The following is a 22,229-nucleotide window of genomic DNA, read 5'->3' as shown; positions in this document are numbered from 1 at the left end:
CACCACCCCTGGCCGCATGTGCGGCCTGCAAGATCAACAATAAAGAGGACTGACGTGTGCGAATTTCCTTCCGCAAAACCCTGATCACCGCTGCAGTCGTGATGGGCATGGCAGGGGCCGTCCAGGCCGCGCCGACCGTGCATATCTACAACTGGAGTGACTACATCGGCGAAACCACCCTCGAGGACTTCGAAAAGGCTACCGGCATCAAACCGAGCTACGACGTCTTCGACTCCAACGAAACCCTGGAAGGCAAACTGCTGGCGGGCCGTACCGGCTACGACATCGTGGTGCCGTCCAACCATTTCCTCGGCAAGCAGATCAAGGCGGGTGCGTTCCAGAAGCTCGACCGCTCGCTGCTGCCGAACTGGAAGAATCTTGACCCGGCGCTGATGAAGCAGCTGGAAACCAACGACCCGGGCAACCTGTACGCCGTCCCCTATCTGTGGGGCACCAACGGCATCGGCTACAACGTCGAGAAGGTCAAGGCCGCGCTGGGTATCGACGAGGTCGACTCCTGGGCCGTGCTGTTCGAGCCGGAGAACCTGAAGAAGCTGAGCAGCTGCGGTGTCGCCCTGCTGGACTCGCCGGATGAAGTGTTCCCTTCCGTGCTCAACTACCTGGGCCTCGACCCGCGCAGCACCAATCCCGAGGACTACAAGAAGGCCGAGGCCAAGCTGCTGGAGCTGCGCCCCTACGTGACCTACTTCCACTCCTCCAAGTACATCGGCGACCTGGCCAACGGTGACATCTGCGTCGCGTTCGGTTACTCCGGTGACGTGTTCCAGGCCGCTGCGCGTGCCGAAGAGGCTGGCAAGGGCATCGAGATCGCCTACAGCATTCCCAAGGAAGGCGCCAACCTGTGGTTCGACATGATGGCCATCCCGGCCGACGCGCCGAACGTCAAGGAAGCCCATGCCTATATCAACTACCTGCTGGACCCGGCGGTGATCGCACCTGTCAGCGACTACGTGGGTTACGCCAACCCCAACCCGGCCGCCGACAAGCTGATGGATCAGGAAGTGCGTAACGACCCGGCGATCTACCCAAGCGCCGAAGTCATGAGCAAACTCTACATCTCGACCGAGTTGCCGCCGAAGATCATGCGTCAGATGACCCGCAGCTGGTCGAAGATCAAGTCGGGCAAGTAAGCACCAACTGAAATACACCGTACGGCGGGTCGGGCCTGCCGTACGGGCCCGCTGCGCCAGGCGCAGCAAAATATGTTCGGGTCCGTGACCCAATTTTTCCCGGGAGTTTTGGAAATGGCAGTCGCCTCCAGCGCCTACAAGAAAGCCCTAGAGGGCAGCCAGCAACCCAAAGAGGTGTTGGTCAAGATCGATCGCGTGACGAAGAAGTTCGACGAAACCATCGCCGTCGACGACGTCTCGCTGACCATCAACAAGGGTGAGATCTTCGCCCTGCTCGGCGGCTCCGGCTCCGGCAAGTCGACCCTGCTGCGCATGCTCGCTGGCTTCGAGCGGCCAACCGAGGGACGCATCCTGCTCGACGGTGAGGACATCACCGACATGCCGCCCTACGAGCGGCCGATCAACATGATGTTCCAGTCCTACGCCCTGTTCCCGCACATGACCGTGGCGCAGAACATCGCTTTCGGCCTGCAGCAGGACAAGCTGCCCAAGGCCGAGATCGATGAGCGTGTGGCCGAGATGCTCAAGCTGGTGCACATGACCCAGTACGCCAAGCGCAAGCCGCACCAGCTCTCCGGCGGCCAGCGTCAGCGCGTGGCCCTGGCCCGCTCGCTGGCCAAGCGTCCCAAGCTGCTGCTGCTCGACGAACCCATGGGTGCACTGGACAAGAAGCTGCGTTCGCAGATGCAGCTGGAGCTGGTCGAGATCATCGAGCGCGTCGGCGTGACCTGCGTGATGGTGACTCACGATCAGGAAGAGGCCATGACCATGGCCCAGCGCATCTCCATCATGCACCTCGGCTGGATCGCCCAGACCGGTAGCCCGGTGGACATCTACGAGACGCCGGCCAGCCGCCTGGTCTGCGAATTCATCGGCAACGTCAACCTGTTCGACGGTGAAATCACCACCGACGAAACCGACCACGCCATCATCAGTTGCCCGCAGCTGGACAAGCCGATCTACATCGGTCACGGCGTCACCACTCGCGCCGAAGACAAGCGTGTTTCCTACGCCCTGCGCCCGGAAAAACTGCTGATGGCCACCGAGCTGCCGGCCGATCACGAGCACCCGGAGCACAACTGGTGCAACGGCACCGTGCACGACATCGCCTACCTCGGCGGTCACTCGGTGTACTACGTCAAGCTGACCTCCGGGCAGATCGTGCAGTGCTTCATCGCCAACGCCGAACGTCGCGGCAAGCGTCCGACCTGGGATGACGCCGTGGTGGTGTACTGGGAAGACGACAGCGGCGTGGTACTGCAATCATGAAAATCGGCAAACTGAAACGCTACCTGCCCACCGGGCGGCATGCCGTTATCGGGGTGCCGTTCTTCTGGCTGTTCCTGTTCTTCATGCTGCCGTTCTTCATCGTCCTGAAGATCAGCTTCGCCGAAGCAGACGTGGCCATCCCGCCCTATACCGAAATCTACAGCTGGGTGGAAAACCAGCTGTCGATCGTGCTTAACCTGGGCAACTACATCTTCCTCTCCGAAGACGAGTTGTACCTGGCGGCCTACCTGGGCTCGCTGAAGATGGCCTTCATCAGCACCGCCCTGTGCCTGCTGATCGGCTTCCCGATGGCCTACGCCATCGCCCGCGCCAGCAAGGAAGCGCAGACCGTGCTGCTGCTGCTGATCATGATGCCGACCTGGACCGCGATCCTGATCCGCGTCTACGCCTGGATGGGCATCCTCAGCAACAACGGCCTGCTCAACAGTTTCCTGCAGACCATCGGTTTGATCGACTCGCCGCTGCAGATCCTCAACACCAACCTGGCGGTGTACATCGGCATCGTCTACTCGTACCTGCCGTTCATGATCCTGCCGCTCTATGCCAACCTGGTGAAGCACGATCACAGCCTACTGGAAGCGGCTTCGGATCTGGGTTCGAGCAACTTCAACAACTTCTGGAAGATCACCGTGCCGCTGTCGAAGAACGGCATCATCGCCGGCTGCATGCTGGTGTTCATTCCGGCGGTGGGCGAGTTCGTCATCCCCGAACTGCTCGGCGGCCCGGAGACCCTGATGATCGGCAAGGTGCTGTGGCAGGAGTTCTTCAACAACCGCGACTGGCCGGTGGCATCCGCCCTGGCGGTGATCATGCTGCTCATCCTCATGGGCCCGATCATCTGGTTCAACCGTAACCAAGCCAAAGAGATGGAGGGCCGCGCATGAAACGCCTGAGTTTCTCCAATGTGATGTTGTGGGTCGGCCTGACCTTCATCTACCTGCCCATGCTGATCATGGTCATCTACTCGTTCAACGCCTCCAAGCTGGTCACCGTCTGGGGCGGCTGGTCGGTCAAGTGGTACGCCGGCCTGCTCGACAACAGCCAGCTGATGGGCTCGGTGATGCGCTCGCTGGAAATTGCCCTGTACACGGCAATCGCCGCCGTGGCGCTGGGCACCATGGCCGCCTTCGTGCTGACCCGGGTCACCCGCTTCAAGGGTCGCACCCTGTTCGGTGGCCTGGTCACTGCGCCGCTGGTCATGCCCGAGGTGATCACCGGTCTGTCCCTGCTGCTACTGTTCGTGGCCATGGCCCAGCTGATTGGCTGGCCGCAGGAGCGCGGCCTGGTGACCATCTGGATTGCCCACACCACCTTCTGCTCGGCCTACGTGGCGGTGGTGGTGTCGGCGCGCCTGCGCGAGCTGGACCTGTCCATCGAGGAAGCGGCCATGGACCTGGGCGCCAAGCCGTGGAAGGTGTTCTTCCTGATCACCATCCCGATGATCGCGCCGTCCCTGTTGGCCGGCGGCATGATGTCCTTCGCCCTGTCGTTGGACGACCTGGTACTGGCCAGCTTCGTGTCCGGCCCCGGCTCGACCACTCTGCCGATGGAAGTGTTCTCCGCCGTGCGTCTGGGCGTGAAGCCGGAGATCAACGCGATCGCCAGCCTGATCATCCTGACCGTGTCGATCTTCACCTTCTTCGCCTGGTACTTCGCCCGTCAGGCCGAAGAGCGTCGCAAGCGCGCCATCCAGCAAGCCATGGAGTCGATGGCCGAAGAGGCCGCCAGCTCCAACTGGAAGCCCGCTCAGGCTGCCTGAGCCCGCTGCTGAAACGCCAAAGGCCACCTTCGGGTGGCCTTTGGCGTTCGTGGGTTGCGGGCCGCTCTAACCTGGTCTGTACCCTTAACTCCTACTCAAGCAGTGTGAACTCACGCTGCACCTTGAAGTAGATCTCGCGTTCGGTGAGGTCTCTCTTGTCTATATCCGATTCATAGTCTTTTACCAGTCGCAGCCCCCACATCAGCTGCCATTCCGGGCGCGGTGAGAAGATTTGCGTGTACTCCAGGGTCTGGCTGGTTTCGCGGGCCAGTTCGTCGCCGCGCCAGCGGTCGTTATCGCGCTTGGTCAGGTCGTTGAGCCAGAGCAGTCGGTGGGTCAGGCCGTTGGGGGCGTGATAGAGCGCGGTGAGGGAAAAGAACTGTTCCTTGTAGAGTCGCTCGCCATGGGTATCAAAGTGGCGCAGGGTGAAGTCCGCCATCAGGTCCAGGGCGCCGGTGGTGTAGTGCAGCTTGGGCTTGATCTCGCGCATCTTCCCCAACACCAGGTTGTCGGGGTCGGCGATGGAGCCCCAGCGGCCATCCAGGTGCAGGGTCCAGGGCGCGTAGGGCGATGTCTGGAAAAACCACTGCCAGTAGTGCTCGTCGAAACGCGGGGCGTTGTCACCGGCCGACAGGTCGCTCTGGTCAATGCGGTTGACGGCGCGGTTGCGCTGCTGCCAGCCCAGCCGGGCGATGGTCTGATAGCTGCCGCGGAACTCGCCCCACAGGCCGACGGTTGTCTCCAGTGGCTGGTTGTCCGAGTGCGAGCGCATATGCCCGCCAATCAGGTAAGTGCGGATGCGCGACTGGCTTTCATCGTCCTCTTTGGCCTGGAAGTACCACTTGCGACCGTAGGCCAGGTTGAGTGCGCGGAAGTCTACGCGGCGGACAAAGCCCAGGTCGGCACGGAAGTCCGGCGATACATCGTAGTAGCGCGCCCAGTAGAGGGACTCCGGCCCGTCGTGGTTGTAGCGCAGCTGCAGGTTGTAGCCGCGCAGGGTGTCGTCGAAATCGGTACGCCTGACGTAGGGCGTGGTGGCGCAGTCGCCCAGCTCGCATTCCGGCTCGGGGGCAGCCTCGGTACAGCCGGCGCTGTTGCAGAGGTCTTCGGCAAAACGCTGCGGGTACTGCGTATCCGACACCATCAGCTGCCCGCGCACCTTGTCGTCGATACCGAGATTGCCGGTGCCGTTCAGGCTGAATACCGCGTTGTGGTAGTCGTCGGCGCTGCGCAGGGTGCTCAGCACGCCCAGGCTGTGTTTGTCGGATTGACGTTCGTAGTTGAACGCCGCGGAGCGGCTGTTATCGACCAGGCTGACGACATCCGAGCCGAGGTTGTCGGGCATATAGATCTGCGTTTGCCGGTCAACGGCGGCCAGCAGCCCACTGGTGGCAGTCGGGCTGCTCCACAGGTGGGCCAGGCCCACATCCGGCTGCACGATATTGCGCGTATAGACCACCTCGTTGAGGGTGCGGAAGTATTCGCGGGCATCTACAAACAGCTCGCGCTTTTCCGGTTCGTAGGGGTCAAAGGGGTCATTGATGCTGTCGCGGGCGATGTCCGACTCCACGTCCGCGTAGTTGGGGTTTACCGTCATCAGGAACTGACGGTCGGCGGCGATGCGGTAGTTCAGGTAGGCACCGGCGGCGTGCAGCGGCTGCTCGTCTACCTGCGCAAAGCGTGCGCCGATATCGCGCTCTTCATCGCGGTTATACACATAGTGGGGCGTCACGGTCAGGCGCTGGTTGCTGCTGGCAGGGGCGGCGGTCTTTACCGGTTCCCCGGCCAGCACCAACTGGACGGCACCGGCCAGCGTGCGCTCGACCTGGCGCGGATGGTGGCGCTTGAACAGTAGCAATAACTCCTGGGGTTGCGCCTGCGAGCTCGGCAGCAGGCGCAACTGCTCACGCGGGATCGCCATTTCTACCCGGAAGCCCGTTTCGTCAATCTGTGCGGCGGCTTCCCATTGGGCGTCCCAGTCGTACAGATAGCGATCACTGATGCTGTCCTGCAGCACGTCGGATTGACTGCCGTGCGGGTTCACCCTGAACTCGTACTTGCGCAAACCCTGCCCGGCCGGGTCTAGAACCAACGCGACGTAATCGTCCTCCTTCAGGCCATCGCGCTCACGCACGGCGGAGCGCAGCTTGTCGATCTCCGGGTCTGATGCGTCAAAGGAGACGTAGAGGTGGGTGTCGGTCAACCCGACCCGTACACGGGTGGCCACGCCTGCTTCGCGCAGCCGCACCGGGAACACTTCGTACTCGATGGGGATGTCGCCGAGGGTGTGCCAGAAAGCATCTGAAAGGTCGCCGTCAATGAGCGGCGCGTCGAGCCGGACATAGATCAATTGCCGGGGAATCTGTGGGGTGTCCATCGCTGCGCTGTCGGCTGACGCTGCCTCGGTGGCTTCCGCGTCCTGATCGCCCAGAATTTCCTGGGCGCCGGTGTGCTGGTCAGTCCATAGCAGCGCCACTAACAGCCACAGGGGCAATCCCTTGCACCGGCCCAAGGCAACCTCCCTTCTTGCTCTTGCCGCATCAGTCGGATCCGCATCTGCGTGTCTTCCAGAGCATAGCAAAGCGCGATTTCACGACTGCGGGGGCCTTGTGAGCGGTTACTGGGCGATGCCGCGGGCGGTCAGAAGTCGCTCCTTTCAGCGTCCAGCAGACAAAAACGCCGCGACTCCTGTGCGAAATCGCGGCGCTGTTCCCGAGTGGCCCGTGTTGCGGCCTGGGCCGGGCTCGTTACGTGGTTTTAATCCGCCGGTTGCAGGCTCAGGGTCGAGCGCGTATTGGCCCGCACATCCTCTTCGCTCAGGTGCATTGGCACGTACTGCCCTTGGATATAGGCCTCGGCCTGATCCGCGTAGTGCTCGTCGAAGGGCACGCCGCTCTGACCGACCGGGTTGATGCCCAGGCCTTTGCTGGCGTCGGCCAGGTCGATCAGGCGGCGTGTCGAGGGGCCGTAGACCACCGACCAGGGCGCCGGGCCGACGCGGTGTGAGAGGTTGTTCGGCACTTCATGGCCGCCGGGGGCAGCGAACGGGCCGACGTTGAACAGCAGGTCGAGCGGCTTCTGTGCGCCCAGTGGGTGCTGGTGGGTGAGGGTATGGCCTTTGCCCCATTGCCACTGGTTGCTGTCGTTGCCGAAGGTCTGTTGCAGATGCGCAACGCTGTGGCGCCAGGCCGCGGCGACCGTGTCGCGGCGGCTTTCCACTACGGCGGTACCGCGCTTGTCCCACCAGGCAGAGTCGGCGTCGGCAGTCAGGCGTGGCAGTGCGACGTCGAGCACGCGGGTCTGCAGCAGGCTGTCGAAGAAGGCGTCGCCCAGCTCGTCACGCATGGCCTGGTTGGCCAGCTCATAGGTGAGCTGGTTGAACAGGGTGGCGGCGATGGAGTCCAGCGGGTGGCTGCCATCCCACTTGGCCAGTTGCTCGACCAGGGCGCGCTCATCGTCGCTCTCTGCAGCGTGGCGCAGGTCGTCGAGGATCGGCGCCAGCAGGCGCGGGCCGTAACCGGTGCCGTCGTCCAGCTGCAGGGCCTGGCTGTTGTGGGTGTCCCATTTCACGCCCGGCTCAGCCAGGCGCTCATTCAGGCGCGCGCCGCGGTCGGCCAGGTTGTAGTAGCCGGGAATGCTCACGCCGGTTGGCGACTGCGGCTGGTAGTTGGCCGAGATGATGTAGCCGCGCGCCGGGTTTTCTTCCTGTGGATTGGCGCTGAAGGGTAGGAAGCCGGGTTTGTCTGCTTCGCCATTGGCGCCGTCGAGGATGAAGCTCGGGTTCACCCCGGCCGGGCGCCGCGGCAGCTTGGCGGCGGCCCACCAGCCGATGTCGCCGCTGGCGTTGGCGTAGATCACGTTGAGGCCGGGGGCCTCGATCTTCTCCACGGCGGCGCGGGCCTTGCCCAGGCTGTCGGCGCGGCCCAGCTGATAGAAAGCATCGAGGATGGGGTTCTCGGTTTCCAGGAAGGCCCACCACATGGCAATCGGCGTCTTGCCGGTATTGGCGCCGAGGGCGTCGTTGACGATGGGGCCGTGGGGCGAGCGACGCAGGGTCAGTTTGATCGGCTCGCCACCTTTGACCTGGATGGTCTCCTCGCGGCTCTGCAGCTCGACCCACTGGCCGTCGACCCACACCTGATCGGGGTTGTCCGGATTGACCTTCTCGGCGATCAGGTCGAGGTCGTCGTTCTGGAACATGGTCAGGCTCCAGGCGAACTGCGTGTTGTGGCCGAGCGAGGCATAGGGGTTGAGCGCCTGGTGGTGGCCATACAGCTCGAAGCCGGGGTAGCTCAGGTGCGCCTCGTACCACACCGCCGGCACGGCGAAGCGGATATGCGGGTCGCCGGCCAGCAGCGGCTTGCCGCTGGCGGTGCGGCTGCCGGAGATGGCCCAGGCATTGCTGCCTTCGAACTGCGGCAGGCCGGCATCCACCAGCGCCTGCTGGCTCAGTGCCGCCAGCGTGTTGAGGCCGCGCCAGTCGTCTGCACCGAGGCGCTGGGCCACGGCGCCCTCGGGGTGCCAGGCGAGGTCGAAGACCTTGAGGTAGTCGCCGCCGAGCTGGTCGCGCACATAGGTCAGCACCGGCTCGGTGCGGAAGGCTGCGGCGAAGCTGTAGGCCATATAGCCGGCCACCGACACGGTGTCCTCGACGGTGAAGGGCCGTTTGGCGATGCCCAGCAGGTCGAATTCGACCGGCGCCGGACGGCTGGCCTGGTACTGGTTGATACCGTCCAGGTAGGCCTGCAGCGCCTTGACGGCCGGGCTGTTGCGGTCGAGGGTCTTGGTGTAGCGGTCGGCGTGTTCGCGAATGCCCAGGGTGCGGAACAGACGGTCGGTGTCGACCAGCTTGGCGCCCAGCACTTCGGCCAGCTCGCCGCGCGCCAGGCGCCGCAGCATCTCCATCTGGAACAGACGATCCTGGGCGTGAACGAAGCCCAGGGCGCGGTACATATCGATCTCGTTCTGCGCCTGGATATGCGGCACGCCGCGTTCGTCGTAGTGCACTTCGACTGGTGCCTGCAGCCCGGCCAGGGGCATATCGCCGTCGCGCAATGGGTTCTTGCTGTGGGCGTACCAGGTGGCGCCGGCGGCGACGGCGGCCACCGCGATGGCCAGGACAGTCAGGCTGCGTTTCATGAAGCACTCCTTGTTGTTATGCGGCCATTCTGAGCAGTGCTTCGGTCGCCGGCATTGACCGTTGGTTATGTGGCTGGAATTCTTCGGTCAATCGAGGAGTATTCATGAGCCTGTCTGCCAATAGCGCCCCACTTAGCCAGTCTGCCACCTTGCGGCGTCTGCTGTACGAGGGGCTGGGCGAGCTCGGCCACGAGCCGGCGGCGATCTACCGCGGCGCCAACCAGCATCGACGGCTGGTGCCGCCGCCCAGCGAGGGGCGCCTGAGCCACGACGAGGCGCCGCTGTTCTGGCTGGCGGCCGATGCCCTGACTGGTGATGCCGATATCGGCCTGCACCTGGGCGAGGTGATGAAGCCGCGCCTGCTCGATGTGGTCGGCTATCTGCTGCTGGCCAGCCGCGATCTGGAGCAGGCGCTGCGCAGCTTCCTGCGCTTCCAGCACATCCTCGCCGGTGGCTTCGCCGCTCAACTACACATCGACGGCGAGCGCGCCTGCCTGGTGCTGGACATCAACTACCGTGGCTTCGGCCCGCTGCGCCAGCAGATGGAGTGCCTGACGCTGCTGTTCACCAAGCTGCTGCGCCTGATCAGCGACGATGAGTTCCGCCTGCTGGCCGTGGACTTCCGTCACGCCAAACCGCGCAAGCTCACCGAGCATCGGCGGCTGTTCGGCCTGCAACCCAGTTTCTCCTGCGCCCACGATGCGCTGTGGTTTCCCGTCAGCCTGCTCAAACGGCCCTCGCGCAATGCCAACCCCGAGCTGCACCGGCTGCTCTGGCAGCATGCCGAGGCGCAGCTGGCGGCGCTGGTGGAGAACGATCTGCTCAATCGTCTGCGTTACTTGCTGAACGTACGGCTGGGCCAGGCCGATTGCTCGTTGCGCGCCTGCGCCGCCGAGCTGGGCCTGGAGCCGGCTGCCCTGCAGCGTGGGCTGGCGGCCCAGGGCAGCAACCTGCGCCAGGTGCGCGAGGCGGTGCAGCAAGTGAAGGCGCAAGAGTTGCTGCAGGCCGGCGAGTCGATCCGCGAGGTGGCGCGCGCCTGCGGCTTCGCCGAGCTGTCGCCGTTCTACCGGGCGTTCAAGCGCTGGTATGGCATCGCCCCGGATGCCTATCGGGGGCGGTTGGCAGAAACAGAAAGGGCCCATTAGGGCCCTTGGATTGTCGCCGGCGTACGTTTACTGAACGGGCCTGTCGTTCTCCGCATACCGCGGGGAGCGTGGGCCAAGCAGCATGCCGTTGGCCCGACCGCCAGTCAGCAGGCGGGCGCTGGTGATGCCGGCAATCTCATGCCCGCGATCCGTCAGCGAGTTCATCACCTGTTCGACGGCGGCGGTGATCAGCATGCCGATCAGTCCACCGCCATTGTTGTTCTGGTTTTCCGCGCTGCTGGCGCGTGCGGCACCTTCCCAGAGCAGGCGTCCATCACGCAGGTCCACCAGCTTGGCCTTGGCAGTTACCGCGACTTCGCTGGTGATCACCTTATAGCTGGAGCCGTACTCGGTGACTTCCAGATACAGCGCGGAATCGGCGCCGAAGATCTCGCGCAGCTTGGCAGTGGGAATCGCCTGGGCTTCGTCGGCGCTCATCACGCCGTTCTGTTTGAAGGTCTCATCGACCACGGCCACCGGCAGTACGTAGTAACCCGCTTCGGCCAGTGGTAGGGTGACATGCGAGAGCATGCTGTACCCGGCCTTGATGTCCGGCGAGGTGTTGACCGGCGGCATCACCAGGATGGAGGCCGGTTTGCTCTGTTTGAACGCGGTGTAGTCGTAGGGGGGCGGAGGTGTGACGCAGCCGCCCAGCAGGGCCAGCAGCAGGCCAAGGCCGAGGATTTTCAGTGTGCTTGTCATGCTCATCCCTTACTTCTTGGCGTTGTTCAGCAGCAGATCCATATAGGGCGCCGATTCCGGAAACAGCGCCTTCTCGGTCTCGAATTCCTGGTGTACCTGATCGGCCTTGCCCAGTTCGGCATAGAGCATGCCGAGGTGAGCATGGAAGCCTGGGGGCAGTGGACGGTCCTTGGCGCGGGCCTCCTGCAGGCTGGCCTCCAGCGCGGCAACCTGCTCCTGCGGGCTGCTGTTGTCACCCTGGAAATGGGCGTAGACCTGATCCTGATAGGCGTTCCAGTGATAGAGCGATTGCGGCTGGCTGACACAACCGCCGAGCAGGCCGAGGCTGGCTACGGCGATGATGCGAGATGCGTTGTTCATTGCGCGGCTTCCTTACTGCTGCGGGCGCCAGGCGCCATTGTCGAGGCTTTCGGTCAGGCGATTGACCGCCTCGCGGATGGCCAGGTCGAGCACCTTGCCGTTGAGGGTCGAGTCGTAGCTGGCAGTGCCGCCGAAGCCGATCACTTCGCGGTTGGACAGGCTGTACTCGCCGGCACCCTGGGTCGAATAAACCACTTCCGACGTGCGCACATTGACGATGTTGAGGTTGACCTTGGCGTAGGCGACCTGGGTCTTGCCGCGGCCGAGAATGCCGAACAGCTGGTGGTCACCCACCTCCTTGCGGCCGAACTCGGTCACGTCACCGGTCACCACGAAGTCGGCACCACGCAGCTGCTGGGCCTTCTGCGAGATGCTGCTCTCCTGGCGGATCTCCTCCATGTTGTCGCGATCCAGCACGCTGAAACGGTTGGACTGCTGCAGGTGGGTGATGAGAATGGTTTTGGCCTGGCCGCCGAGACGGTCGACGCCGTCGGAGAACAGACCGCGCATGTAGCTGGAGCGGTTGTCGAACTTGCCAATGGAGATGGGCTGGCGGGTGCCCTGGTAGGTGCTCTGGTAGCTCTGTACCTTGGAGACTTCCAGGGTGCGGGAGCTCTCGGTGGCGCAACCGACCAGCAGGCCGGACACGAGCAGACCGCTCGCGACTAGGGCGTTTCTCATGATGTTCCTCGGAACTAGGGGCGATCAGTAAGCGGCTTGGCCAGAGGGCGTGCCGTTTGCGGGTGCCTGGAGCAGGCGAGAGGGTGGCGTGGTGCCGGTGGTGCTTCCATGACCTTGAATCTCCAAATCACACCCGTGCCAGGTGCGATAACGCTTGAAGGCTGGCGGGCCGCCAGCGGGTAGAGGCGCGAGTCTACAAATAACCGTGGTTAATGGCCAGTAGCCATGTTGGCTTACTCGTTGCTGCTGATGGGCTGGTAATAGGCATCCCACAGCCGGTTGCGAAACTTGTAGCTTGGATCGAGGCGCTGCTTGAGGGCGAAGAACTCTGGCGCGCGTGGGTAGGCGGCGAGGAATTGCTCGCGGCTGGCGTGAATCTGGTAGGGCAGGTAGTAGCGCCCGCCACTGGCCAGTGCGGCGTCGATCAGGTCGCGGGTCCAGGCGGCGGCGCGCTGGCGTTCTTCCGCTGAGGCGCCCTGGCGGTAGTAGAGCACCAGGGCGAAGACTTCTTCCGGCGCCCAGGCCAGCAGGGTGCCGGGGTCGGCCTTGGCATGGCGGATCGAGATGTTGATCAGGTTGGCCTGATGCTGGCGGGTCAGGCGTGCCAGTTCGGCAACGAAGCGTTCCAGCTGCGCCGGCGGCATGAAGTATTCCTGCAGCACGTAGCTGAAGTCGGGCCCGGAGATCGGTTGCAGCTCGCGTACATCGAGGCTGGCCTCGTGGTTGCGCCACTGCACCTGCTGGCCGCGGTACAGCAAGGGGTCGAGCGCCGCTTCGCGCAGCATGCGGCCGGTGCGCGACGCGCTGGTCAGTTTGATGCCGGCGCGTTGCAGCGGGTATTTGCGGTCGGCGGGTACCAGGCGTTCGCTCAGGGTCAGTGGCGCATGGGTGCGGCGGTAGGAAACGGCACGCACGCGGTCGAAGGAGTCCGGGTAGAGGATGCCGTTGTGCATCAGGACATCCGCCTGGCCCTGCACTTCGCGCTGGAACCAGGCACGGTATTCGCTCAGCGGCATGACCTGCGATTCGCGGGCGATGCGGCTGTTTTCCACCAGGCCCAGGGTCGCCTCGACTATCACGCCGAGGCCGCCGTAGCCGCCGATGGCGCCATAGAAGAGTTCCGGGTTATGGCTGGGGCTGGCCTCCACTAGGCTGCCATCGGCCAGCACCATACGGATGCTGCGCACCGCGCCGACCAGCGGGCCCTCGCCGACATAGCGGCCATGCACGTTGACCGACAGCGAGCCGCCGACGCTGAAGTTGGCGTAGGACTGCATGATCTGCGGCGACAGGTCGTACGGGTCGATGTATTCGAGGATCTCGCGCCAGGTGATGCCGCTCTGCACGCGGATCTCGCGCCGCTCGGCGGAGAATTCCAGCACGTCGTCGAAGTCGCGCATATCCAGCTGCAGTGCGCCGTCCGTGGCAGTCTGCCCGCCCATGCTGTAGCGCCCGCCGCCGATGCTGAGCGGCCCGTCATGGGCTTTGACGGCCGCGACTATCTGCTCCAGGCGAGTTGGCGCCAGCACCTGCTGAACGCGGATGGGGTTGAGGCCGGTGACGTCATTGACGATTTCGTCGGCCCAGGCCGGCATCGCAGCCAGGGCCAGGAGGAAAAGCAGGTAGCGCATGAACTGTCCTTGTTCGTGGCGCGGCGGCTCAGCTCTGGATGGTCGCCGCCGGATTGATCACCCGGCCCAGGCCGAGGTTGCGCAGGGCCAGGTGCAGGGTGCTGTGGATCACCTGCGGGTTGTCGATGGTCATCAGTTGGCCGAGCAGCTCGCGGGCCTTGCCGGAGCTGATCTGGCGCAGCAACCACTTCACCTTGGGCAGGTTGGTGGCGTTCATCGACAGGCTGTCGAAGCCCATGGCCAGCAGCAGTACGGCCATCGCCGGGTCGCCCGCCATCTCGCCGCAGATGCTGACCGGCTTGCCTTCGGCATGGGCGCCGTCGACGATCAGGCGCAGGGCATGCAGCACGGCGGGGTGGAGGAAGTCGTAGAGATCGGCGACCCGCGGGTTGTTGCGATCCACCGCCAGCAGGTACTGGGTCAGGTCATTCGAGCCGACCGAGAGGAAGTCGACCTGACGCGCCATCTCGTGGATCTGGTAGACGGCGGCGGGGATCTCGATCATCACCCCGACCGGAGGCATGGGCACATCGACGCCCTCGTCGCGCACCTCGCCCCAGGCACGGTGGATCAGGTGCAGGGACTCTTCCAGCTCCTGCAGGCCGGAGATCATTGGCAGCAGGATGCGCAGGTTGTTCAGGCCCTCACTGGCCTTGAGCATGGCGCGCACCTGGACCAGGAAGATTTCCGGGTGGTCGAGGGTGACGCGGATACCGCGCCAGCCGAGGAAGGGGTTGTCTTCCTTGATCGGGAAGTAGGGCAGGGCCTTGTCGCCGCCGATATCCAGGGTGCGCATCGTCACCGGCAGCGGATGGAAGGCCTGCAGCTGCTCGCGGTAGGTGGCCAGCTGTTCCTTCTCGCTGGGGAAGCGCTCGCCGTTCATGAACGGCACTTCGGTGCGGTACAGGCCGACGCCTTCGGCGCCGCGTTCCTGGGCGCGCTTTACATCGGCCAGCAGGCCGGTGTTGACCCACAGCGGCATGCGCTGGCCGTCCAGCGTCTCGCAGGGCAGTTCGCGCAGGGCGTCGAGGCCCTGGGCCAGCTGGCGCTCTTCCTCGACCACCTCGGCGTACTGCTTGCGCAGCAGCTCGCTGGGGTTGGTGAAGACTTCGCCGTGGTAGCCGTCGACGATCAGCTGGATGCCGTCGACCTTGGAATAGGGCAGGTCGACCACGCCCATCACCGTGGGAATGCCCATGGCGCGGGCAAGAATCGCCACGTGGGAGTTGCCCGAGCCCTGTACGGAGATCAGGCCGGCCAGCTTGCCTTCCGGCACCTGGCCGAGCATGGCCGGCGACAGTTCCTCGCTGACCAGAATGCTGTTGTCGGGGTACACCAGGCTCTGCTTGCGCTCTTCCTGCAGGTAGGCGAGCAGGCGGCGGCCGAGGTCGCGCACGTCGCTGGCGCGTTCGCGCAGGTAGGCGTCGTCCATCAGTTCGAAACGCGCGACGTGTTCGTTGACCACCTGGCGCAGCGCGCCCTGGGCCCATTGGCCGGTCTTGATGATCTTGCGCACCTCGTTACCGAGGGCATTGTCGTCGAGCATCATCAGATAAACGTCGAACAGCGCCAGCTCTTCCTTGCGCAGCTGGGTGGCGAGCTTGGCGGACAGCTCCTGCATGTCCTCGCGGACCCAGTCCAGGGCCTTGCCGAACAGTTCCAGCTCGGCGGCGATGTCGTCCACCGGCTTGTCTGGCACCACATTGAGGTCGGCCGGTGGCAGCACGACTACGGCGGTGCCCACGGCGGCGCCGGGTGAGCCGGGCACGCCGACGAAGCGTGCCTCCTGAATGCCTTTGCCCTGCTTGCCCAGGCCGCGGATCGAGCCGGTGGCCTCGGCGTGGGCGATGACCCCGGCGAGCTGGGCACTCATGGTGACCAGGAAGGCCTCTTCGCCTTCGTCGAATTGGCGGCGTTCCTTCTGCTGGATGACCAGCACGCCCATCACCCGGCGGTGGTGGATGATGGGGGCGCCGAGGAAGGAGGCGTAGCGCTCCTCGCCGGTTTCCGGGAAGTAGCGGTAGCGCGGGTGTTCGGAGGCGTGTTCGAGGTTGAGCGGCTCTTCGCGGGTGCCGACCAGGCCGACCAGGCCCTCGTTGGGCGCCATGCTGACCTTGCCGATGGAGCGCTTGTTGAGGCCGTCGGTGGCCATCAGCACGAAGCGATTGCTCTCCGGGTCGAGCAGGTAAACCGAGCAGACGTGGCTGCCCATGGCCTCCTTGACCCGTTGCACGATGATCGTCAGCGCCGCCTTGAGGTCCTTGGCGGAGTTTACTTCCTGAACGATCTTGCGCAGCGTGTTGAGCATGCTTGCTTCCGTCAGTCGCGCGCCAACAGGCGCGGGGCGAGTTCCTTGAGGGCGCGACGGTAGACCTCGCGCTTGAAGCTGACCACCTGGTTGAGCGGGTACCAGTAGCTGACCCAGCGCCAGCCGTCGAACTCGGGTTTGCCGGTCACATCCATGCGCACCCGCTCTTCGGCACCGGTCAGGCGCAACAGGAACCACTTCTGTTTCTGGCCGATGCACAGCGGTTGGCTGTGGGTGCGTACCAGGCGTTGCGGCAGACGATAACGCAACCAGCCACGGGTGCAGGCGAGAATCTTCACATCTTGCTGTTCCAGGCCCACTTCTTCGTTGAGTTCGCGGTACAGCGCCTGCTCCGCCGACTCCTGTGGGTTGATGCCGCCCTGGGGAAACTGCCAGGCGTCCTGGTTGATCCGCCGTGCCCACAGCACCTGGCCAACATCATTGGTCAGAATGATGCCGACATTGGGGCGAAAACCATCGGAGTCGATCACGGCAGAACACCTCGAAAACGCATGTTTCGGCATTGTTCCACAAAGCCCGCAGGCGCAGCAAACGCGCGGCCCCGGCCGTGGGCAGGGGCGGTGAAAACCGCTATCCTGACGGCCCTTTCGACCATGCAGCTCAGGTACTCCGACGTGCGTCTCGCCCTCTTCGACCTCGACAACACCCTGCTCGCCGGCGACAGCGACCACAGCTGGGGCGAATTCCTCTGCGAAACGGGCCGCGTCGATGCCGTGGAATACCGCGCGCGCAACGATGCCTTCTATGCCGACTACTGTGCCGGCAGGCTTGATGTGGTGGCCTACCAGAGCTTCACCCAGGCCATTCTCGCGCGCACCGAGGCCGCCGAGCTGGCGCGCTGGCAGGCCGAGTTCATGCGTGAGGTGATCGAGCCGATCATCCTGTCCAAGGGCGAGGCGCTGCTGCAGCAGCATCGTGAGGCCGGCGACAGGCTGGTGATCATCACCGCCACCAACCGCTTCGTTACTGCGCCGATTGCCGCGCGCCTGGGCGTCGAAACTCTGATCGCCACCGAGTGCGGCATGCAGGATGGTCGCTACACCGGTCAGGTCGCTGGGGTACCCTGCTACCAGGAGGGCAAGGTGACGCGCATGAACCAGTGGCTGGCCGAGACCGGCCTGAACCTGGACGGCGCCTACTTCTACAGTGACTCGCGCAACGACCTGCCGCTGTTGCAGGCCGTCGCCCACCCCGTGGCGGTGGACCCGGACGACACCCTGCGCGCCACCGCGCTGGAGCGTGGCTGGCCGGTGCTCAGCCTGCGCGACTGAGCCAGGCGCCGACATGGATGTCAGCCACGCTCCCCTGATCGCCAGCGATGCGCCGGCTGCTTTTCTCGGCTCGTCACTGGCCCGGCAGCTGCTGGCCGGCGGCCTGGACCTGATCCAGCGGGCCCCCGGTGAGGATCGCCAGCGCTGGAAGCGCCATCGCCTCGGCGGTCGCGACTATCAGTTCGCCCAACCGTTGACGCTGACCCCCTATGCCTCCAGCAACCCTTGCTCGGCGCGCTGCCACTTCTGCTCGGAAAACCTGCGCCAGCGCAACGATGCTCAGGCGCCGGCGCGCCTGCGACCTGACGCGCACTATTTCGTCGGCCTGCAGCGCGTTCTCGCCGAATTGCGCGGCCTGCCGCGCGCCTATTCGCTGTCCGGCCTGGAGGCCAGCGACGATCCGGACTGGCTGCTGCAGCTGCTGGAGTGCCTGAACGGCCCGGTCGACCTGGCGGATGTCGAGCAACGCGTGCTCTATTCCAACGGCGCCGGCCTGGCTGGCGCGCGGGGAGATGAGCTGCTGGCGGCGCTGGAGCGCTTCGGGCTGTCTTGGCTGGAGCTGTCGCGCCATCACCACGACGCGAGCGAGAACCAGCGCATCATGCGCTTTCGCCCCGGCCAGACGGTCGCCCACGCAGAGGTCTTCCAGCAGCTGCTGCATGCCGCGTCCGGGCGCTTTCCGGTGAAGTTGGTGTGCCTGCTGCAGCGCGGCGGCATCGACTCGCCGCAGGCGGTTGCCAGCTACCTGGACTGGGCCGGTCGGCTGGGTGTGGACACGGTGATCTTCCGCGAGCTGTCGCGCCTCGATACGGGCTATGTGGCCAATGCCACGGCGCGCTATCTGAGCCAGCAGCGCGTGGCGCTGGAGCCGCTGCTGCAGGCCTGCCTGGCTAGGCGCGAGCTGGGGCTGGATGCGCAGGCGCTGACCGACGGCTACTACTTCTGGAACCTGCAGTTGCGCCATCGCAGTGGCCTGCGAGTGGTGTTCGAGTGTTCGGACTACCGCACCATGCATAAGCGCCATGCCGAAGGGCGGGTGTACAAGCTGGTGTACTTCGCCAATGGCCAGCTCTGCGCAGGCTGGCAACCGGATCGCGACGTGTTGCTGGAGACGCGCCATGGATAGTCGCAGCTGGATGTTGCTGGAGCAGGAAGACCCGGCCTGGCGCCTGCCGGACGACTTGCGTCAGCGCGACCCCATCGCCGCGCGTGACTGTGGCTGGGTGGAGCAGATGCGCCCCTTCATCCGCCAGTTCTCGCGCCCGGGAGAGTTGGTGCTGGATCCGTTCTGCGGCTTCGCCAGCACCCTGCTGGCGGCACACCTCGAAGGGCGCGCCGGCCTCGGCTACGAGATCGACCCGGCACGCGCCGCGCTGTCCCGCGAACGCCTGGCGCAGCATGGCGCCACGGCCCAGCGGGTCGTGGCCGACGACCTGTTGCGCAGCCCGCCGCAAGGCAGCGTCGACCTGTGCCTGACCAGCATTCCCTACTTCGGCAGCCGCTGGGCCTCGGCCGATCCTGCCCAGCTGTATGCCAGTGCGGACTACGCGCGCTACCTGGAGCAGGTCGGCGAGCACTTTCGCCTGATCCGCCGTTTGCTGGCGCCGGGGCGCTACTGCGTGGTGATGGCGGAGAACCTGCAGCTCGACGGGCAGATGCTGCCGCTGGCCTGGGATCTGGGCCGGCTGCTGGCCGGGCAACTGCAGCTGTGCGAGGAGCGCATCCTGCTCTACCGCAAGCCGCCGGAAAAATTGCCACACCTGGCCTGGCGCAGCGACCGCAGCCACGAATACGCGTTGATCCTACGCAATCAGGCCGCGGCCCCGGACCCGCAGCAGGGGCTGGCGGTGTTGCAGGCCATGCAGGCCGCGGGTCTGCGCTTCGCCGTGTTCGGCAGTTTCGCCGCCTGGCTGGCGGATGAGGCGCAGGCCTGGCCGGCGGATATCGACCTGCTGCTGCCCGCCGAGGATGCAGGGGTCAACGCTCTGCTGGCCTGGTTGCAGGGCCAGGGCTTTGCTTTGAGCTGCTGGCAGCAGGCGCTGCGGCTGCCGGTGCGCCTGGCGGATTATCGCGGTCGTTACTACTTCCGCGCCGAGCGCGTGCTGCGCAACGGCGAGCGCCTGCGCCTGGATCTGTGCTTCGAGCTGGATGAGGGCGATGTCGCCGAACGCCTGTTGGATGCGCGGTTGTGCCGAGGCCTGCCGGTGGCCTGATGGCAGGGCTACAGGGGTTTGGCCACCATCAGCCAGAAGATCGCGATAAAGGCGATAAAGGCCGGCCAGCCCAGGGCAAACCAGATACGCATGTAGAGGTGTGCGCGCGCAGGCAGCTCCGTGCCATCGCGTAGCGCCTTGGAAGCCATATTGCGTACGCGGATCTGCAGCCACAGCACCGGCAGCCAGCATAGCCCGGCGAAGACGAACAGCCCGGCGCTCCACAGCAGCCACAGCTGATTCAGCGGCCAGCCGGCAACCCTGGCCAGGGCCAGGCCGCTGAGCGGCTGGAATACAGCGGTGGTGGCGATGAACAGCCAGTCGGCGGTAACCAGGTGGCGGAAGGTCGTGGCGATCACCCGCAGATTGCCGCTGCGCCAGGCGCGCAGGGCATAGTAGGCCGAGCCCAGGCCGGTGCCGAAGAGCAGGGTGGCGGACAGGATATGCAGGGTCTTGAGCAGCAGGTACAGGCTCATGGCCGCTGCTCGATGATCGGGTGCATCATCAGGCCGGCTTGGCCCCCATCAGGGCGAAGATCGCCAGCAGCAGGACAAACACCAGCACCGCATAGGCCAGCACGAAGCGCAGCAGCTTGGTCGGTACCGCGCCATTGCCGACCGCCGTCTGCCAGGCGCCGAGGCGACCATGCAGGAGCAGGCCGAACAGCATCAGTAGGGCGAACAGAATGGCGCTGTACAGCAGCCAGCTGGCACCCAGCGACAGGCCTACCGTGTGCACCAACCACCAGCCGCTGATCGGCAGGCTGACGGCCAGCAGGCCCAGCGCCGGCAGGCTGTACAGGCGAGTGACGCGCAGCTTGCGGGTCAGCACCGTGGCATCGCCGCCGCGATGGGCCTTCCACAGCATGAAAGCGTGGGCCACCAGGCCGGCCAGGAGCAGCACGGCGGGGATCAGGTGGGCGTACTTGAGCAGTTGGTAGTGTTCCATCACGGCACTTCCTTATCCGAGAAACAGCTTGTAGGCCGGGTTGTCGGTTTCGTCCCAATAGGGATAGCCGATGGCGTCCAGGGCCGCCGGAATCTGCTCGCGTTCTTCCGCCGGCACCTGCAGGGCGGCCAGCACGCGGCCGTCGGCAGCGCCGTGGTTGCGGTAGTGGAACATGGTGATGTTCCAGCGCCCGCCCAGGCGGTTGAGGAAGTTGAACAGCGCGCCGGGGCGCTCGGGAAACTCGAAACGCAGCACCACTTCGTCGGCCACGGCGGCGGCGTGGCCGCCCACGGTGTGGCGGATGTGCAGCTTGGCCAGCTCGTTGTCGGTCAGGTCCAGCACCGGGAAGCCCTGCTCGCGCAGGGTGTCCACCAGCGCCTGGCGCGGGTCGTTCTCCGGGTGCGTCTGCACGCCGACGAAGATGTGTGCTTCGCGGTCGGTGTGGTAGCGGTAGTTGAACTCGGTGATCTGGCGTTTGCCGATCGCCTCGCAGAAGGCCTTGAAGCTGCCCGGACGCTCGGGGATGGTCACGGCGATGATCGCCTCGCGCTTCTCGCCCAGTTCGGCGCGCTCGGCCACGTGGCGCAGGCGGTCGAAGTTGACGTTGGCGCCGGAGTCGATGCCGACCAGCACCTGGCCACTGATGCCTTCGCGCTCCACGTACTTCTTGATCCCGGCCACGGACAGCGCGCCGGCCGGTTCGGTGATCGAGCGGGTGTCGTCGTAGATGTCCTTGATCGCCGCGCAGATCTCGTCGGTGCTGACGGTGATGACTTCATCGACGTACTGCTTGCAGATGTCGAAGGTGTGCTGGCCGATCTGTGCCACCGCTACGCCGTCGGCGAACAGGCCCACGGTCGGCAGCACCACGCGCTCGCCGGCGGCCATGGCGGCCTGCAGGCAGTTGGAGTCATCCGGCTCGACGCCAATGACCTTGATCTCCGGGCGCAGATATTTCACGTACGCAGCGATACCGGCGATCAGGCCGCCGCCGCCCACCGGGACGAAGATGGCGTCGAGCTGGCCCGGCTGCTGACGCAGGATCTCCATGGCGGCGGTGCCCTGGCCGGCGATCACCAGCGGGTCGTCGTAGGGGTGGATGTAGGTGTAGCCCTTCTCTTCCACCAGTTTCAGCGAGTGCGCCAGCGCCTCGGGGAAGGCGTCGCCGTGCAGCACCACCTTGCCGCCGCGCGAGCGCACGCCCTGCACCTTGAGCTCCGGGGTGGTGCGCGGCATGACGATGGTCGCCTTCACGCCCAGATGCTTGGCAGCCAGGGCCAGGCCCTGGGCATGGTTGCCGGCCGAGGCGGTGACCACGCCGCGTTCCAGCTCCTCGGGGCTGAGCTGGGCCAGCTTGTTGTAGGCGCCGCGAATCTTGAACGAGTACACCGGCTGCAGATCCTCGCGCTTGAGCAGAATCTGGTTGCCCAGGCGCTCGGTGAGCTGGCGGGCTGGTTGCAGCGGGGTTTCCACCGCGACGTCGTAGACGCGCGAGGTGAGGATCTTCTTGACGTACTGTTCGAGCATCACGGCTTCACTGGCGGGCTTTTCAAGGATTCCGGAGTCTACCCCAGCGCTTCGGCCGGCGGCCACCGACAGACCGCGGGGAA

General features: G+C 65.1%; 19 protein-coding genes. 8 read left to right on the top strand and 11 right to left on the bottom strand.

The annotated features are described in order from the left end of the window. The first annotated feature begins 101 nt into the window (after window positions 1–101). The 4 genes from AYB31_RS02120 (at window position 102) to AYB31_RS02105 (ending at window position 4,200) form a co-directional block, all read left to right on the top strand. Window positions 102–1,151, top strand: a complete 1,050-nt coding sequence (locus tag AYB31_RS02120) for a polyamine ABC transporter substrate-binding protein (RefSeq protein WP_153020626.1) — start codon at window positions 102–104, stop codon at window positions 1,149–1,151. A 114-nt stretch (window positions 1,152–1,265) separates the two neighbouring features. Next, window positions 1,266–2,420 carry a polyamine ABC transporter ATP-binding protein gene (gene potA / locus AYB31_RS02115; protein ID WP_068825309.1) on the top strand — a complete coding sequence of 385 codons (1,155 nt, stop codon included), beginning with the start codon at window positions 1,266–1,268 and terminating at the stop codon, window positions 2,418–2,420. A gap of 23 nt (window positions 2,421–2,443) precedes the next feature. Next, window positions 2,444–3,325, top strand: coding sequence for an ABC transporter permease subunit (locus tag AYB31_RS02110; protein ID WP_177332268.1), 882 nt, complete (start codon window positions 2,444–2,446; stop codon window positions 3,323–3,325). Further along, window positions 3,322–4,200: an ABC transporter permease subunit gene (locus tag AYB31_RS02105; RefSeq protein WP_068825305.1), complete on the top strand. Its 879-nt coding sequence runs from the start codon at window positions 3,322–3,324 to the stop codon at window positions 4,198–4,200. Before AYB31_RS02110 ends, AYB31_RS02105 begins: the two co-directional genes overlap by 4 nt. A 91-nt stretch (window positions 4,201–4,291) precedes the next feature. Here AYB31_RS02105 and AYB31_RS02100 read toward each other — a convergent pair whose 3' ends face one another. Together AYB31_RS02100 and AYB31_RS02095 are read right to left on the bottom strand one after the other, a co-directional pair. Further along, window positions 4,292–6,694, bottom strand: coding sequence for a sugar-binding protein (locus AYB31_RS02100; RefSeq protein ID WP_068825303.1), 2,403 nt, complete (start codon window positions 6,692–6,694; stop codon window positions 4,292–4,294). 263 nt (window positions 6,695–6,957) lie between these two features. Continuing rightward, the gene (locus AYB31_RS02095; RefSeq protein ID WP_068825301.1) at window positions 6,958–9,339 is read right to left on the bottom strand and encodes a penicillin acylase family protein; all 2,382 of its coding nucleotides are present in this window, start codon (window positions 9,337–9,339) and stop codon (window positions 6,958–6,960) included. Window positions 9,340–9,443: 104 nt separating this feature from the next. Here AYB31_RS02095 and AYB31_RS02090 point away from each other — a divergent pair, with 104 nt between their 5' ends. Next, entirely contained in the window at window positions 9,444–10,484 is a 1,041-nt protein-coding gene (locus AYB31_RS02090; protein WP_068825299.1) for an AraC family transcriptional regulator, read from the top strand. Window positions 10,485–10,511: 27 nt separating this feature from the next. Here the strand turns inward: AYB31_RS02090 and AYB31_RS02085 are convergent, their stop codons facing one another. The 6 genes from AYB31_RS02085 to AYB31_RS02060 form a co-directional block, all read right to left on the bottom strand. After that, a complete protein-coding gene (locus AYB31_RS02085) occupies window positions 10,512–11,186 on the bottom strand; it encodes a DUF799 domain-containing protein (protein ID WP_442961785.1) in 675 nt (224 codons plus the stop codon). A 9-nt stretch (window positions 11,187–11,195) separates the two neighbouring features. Continuing rightward, window positions 11,196–11,546 (bottom strand): DUF4810 domain-containing protein, encoded by a 351-nt coding sequence (locus AYB31_RS02080; RefSeq protein ID WP_068825295.1) that lies wholly within the window; start codon window positions 11,544–11,546, stop codon window positions 11,196–11,198. A 12-nt stretch (window positions 11,547–11,558) separates the two neighbouring features. Next, window positions 11,559–12,227, bottom strand: a complete 669-nt coding sequence (locus AYB31_RS02075) for a CsgG/HfaB family protein (RefSeq protein ID WP_068825293.1) — start codon at window positions 12,225–12,227, stop codon at window positions 11,559–11,561. Between the two features lie 233 nt (window positions 12,228–12,460). Continuing rightward, window positions 12,461–13,858 (bottom strand): FAD-binding oxidoreductase, encoded by a 1,398-nt coding sequence (locus AYB31_RS02070; protein ID WP_068825291.1) that lies wholly within the window; start codon window positions 13,856–13,858, stop codon window positions 12,461–12,463. 28 nt (window positions 13,859–13,886) lie between these two features. Further along, complete coding sequence (gene ptsP / locus AYB31_RS02065; RefSeq protein ID WP_068825289.1) at window positions 13,887–16,166, bottom strand: phosphoenolpyruvate--protein phosphotransferase; 2,280 nt, start codon at window positions 16,164–16,166, stop codon at window positions 13,887–13,889. Window positions 16,167–16,177: 11 nt separating this feature from the next. Beyond that, on the bottom strand, window positions 16,178–16,657 hold the full coding sequence (locus AYB31_RS02060) for an RNA pyrophosphohydrolase (RefSeq protein ID WP_068825287.1): 480 nt from the start codon (window positions 16,655–16,657) through the stop codon (window positions 16,178–16,180). 144 nt (window positions 16,658–16,801) lie between these two features. Here AYB31_RS02060 and AYB31_RS02055 point away from each other — a divergent pair, with 144 nt between their 5' ends. Genes AYB31_RS02055 through AYB31_RS02045 form a run of 3 tightly spaced genes read left to right on the top strand, consistent with a single transcriptional unit; the run spans window position 16,802 to window position 19,671 of the window. Then, window positions 16,802–17,458: an HAD family hydrolase gene (locus AYB31_RS02055; RefSeq protein WP_068825285.1), complete on the top strand. Its 657-nt coding sequence runs from the start codon at window positions 16,802–16,804 to the stop codon at window positions 17,456–17,458. 13 nt (window positions 17,459–17,471) lie between these two features. Continuing rightward, window positions 17,472–18,584: a radical SAM protein gene (locus AYB31_RS02050; RefSeq protein WP_068825283.1), complete on the top strand. Its 1,113-nt coding sequence runs from the start codon at window positions 17,472–17,474 to the stop codon at window positions 18,582–18,584. Further along, complete coding sequence (locus AYB31_RS02045; RefSeq protein WP_068825281.1) at window positions 18,577–19,671, top strand: DNA methyltransferase; 1,095 nt, start codon at window positions 18,577–18,579, stop codon at window positions 19,669–19,671. Before AYB31_RS02050 ends, AYB31_RS02045 begins: the two co-directional genes overlap by 8 nt. Window positions 19,672–19,679: 8 nt before the next feature. Here AYB31_RS02045 and AYB31_RS02040 read toward each other — a convergent pair whose 3' ends face one another. The 3 genes from AYB31_RS02040 to ilvA are packed head-to-tail and all read right to left on the bottom strand — an operon-like array spanning window position 19,680 to window position 22,149. Continuing rightward, window positions 19,680–20,147 (bottom strand): DUF2269 family protein, encoded by a 468-nt coding sequence (locus tag AYB31_RS02040; RefSeq protein ID WP_068825279.1) that lies wholly within the window; start codon window positions 20,145–20,147, stop codon window positions 19,680–19,682. Between the two features lie 28 nt (window positions 20,148–20,175). Then, window positions 20,176–20,619: a DUF2269 family protein gene (locus AYB31_RS02035; RefSeq protein ID WP_068825277.1), complete on the bottom strand. Its 444-nt coding sequence runs from the start codon at window positions 20,617–20,619 to the stop codon at window positions 20,176–20,178. Between the two features lie 12 nt (window positions 20,620–20,631). Further along, window positions 20,632–22,149 (bottom strand): threonine ammonia-lyase, biosynthetic, encoded by a 1,518-nt coding sequence (gene ilvA / locus AYB31_RS02030; RefSeq protein WP_269085682.1) that lies wholly within the window; start codon window positions 22,147–22,149, stop codon window positions 20,632–20,634. Between the last annotated feature and the right edge of the window lie 80 nt (window positions 22,150–22,229).

It is taken from the genome of Pseudomonas sp. BMS12, from assembly GCF_001592875.1.
GTDB lineage: Bacteria > Pseudomonadota > Gammaproteobacteria > Pseudomonadales > Pseudomonadaceae > Aquipseudomonas.
This window is presented reverse-complemented; position numbering and strand designations above follow the sequence as displayed.

Excerpts from the sequence above, each read along its gene's own strand:
- potA (WP_068825309.1), top strand. The coding sequence starts at position 1,266 with ATGGCAGTCGCCTCCAGCGCCTACAAGAAAGCCCTAGAGGGCAGCCAG.
- AYB31_RS02080 (WP_068825295.1), bottom strand. The coding sequence starts at position 11,546 with ATGAACAACGCATCTCGCATCATCGCCGTAGCCAGCCTCGGCCTGCTC.
- AYB31_RS02070 (WP_068825291.1), bottom strand. The coding sequence starts at position 13,858 with ATGCGCTACCTGCTTTTCCTCCTGGCCCTGGCTGCGATGCCGGCCTGG.
- AYB31_RS02040 (WP_068825279.1), bottom strand. The coding sequence starts at position 20,147 with ATGAGCCTGTACCTGCTGCTCAAGACCCTGCATATCCTGTCCGCCACC.
- AYB31_RS02075 (WP_068825293.1), bottom strand. The coding sequence starts at position 12,227 with ATGAGAAACGCCCTAGTCGCGAGCGGTCTGCTCGTGTCCGGCCTGCTG.
- AYB31_RS02095 (WP_068825301.1), bottom strand. The coding sequence starts at position 9,339 with ATGAAACGCAGCCTGACTGTCCTGGCCATCGCGGTGGCCGCCGTCGCC.
- AYB31_RS02035 (WP_068825277.1), bottom strand. The coding sequence starts at position 20,619 with ATGGAACACTACCAACTGCTCAAGTACGCCCACCTGATCCCCGCCGTG.
- AYB31_RS02050 (WP_068825283.1), top strand. The coding sequence starts at position 17,472 with ATGGATGTCAGCCACGCTCCCCTGATCGCCAGCGATGCGCCGGCTGCT.
- AYB31_RS02090 (WP_068825299.1), top strand. The coding sequence starts at position 9,444 with ATGAGCCTGTCTGCCAATAGCGCCCCACTTAGCCAGTCTGCCACCTTG.
- AYB31_RS02045 (WP_068825281.1), top strand. The coding sequence starts at position 18,577 with ATGGATAGTCGCAGCTGGATGTTGCTGGAGCAGGAAGACCCGGCCTGG.
- AYB31_RS02120 (WP_153020626.1), top strand. The coding sequence starts at position 102 with ATGGGCATGGCAGGGGCCGTCCAGGCCGCGCCGACCGTGCATATCTAC.
- AYB31_RS02105 (WP_068825305.1), top strand. The coding sequence starts at position 3,322 with ATGAAACGCCTGAGTTTCTCCAATGTGATGTTGTGGGTCGGCCTGACC.
- AYB31_RS02085 (WP_442961785.1), bottom strand. The coding sequence starts at position 11,186 with ATGACAAGCACACTGAAAATCCTCGGCCTTGGCCTGCTGCTGGCCCTG.
- ptsP (WP_068825289.1), bottom strand. The coding sequence starts at position 16,166 with ATGCTCAACACGCTGCGCAAGATCGTTCAGGAAGTAAACTCCGCCAAG.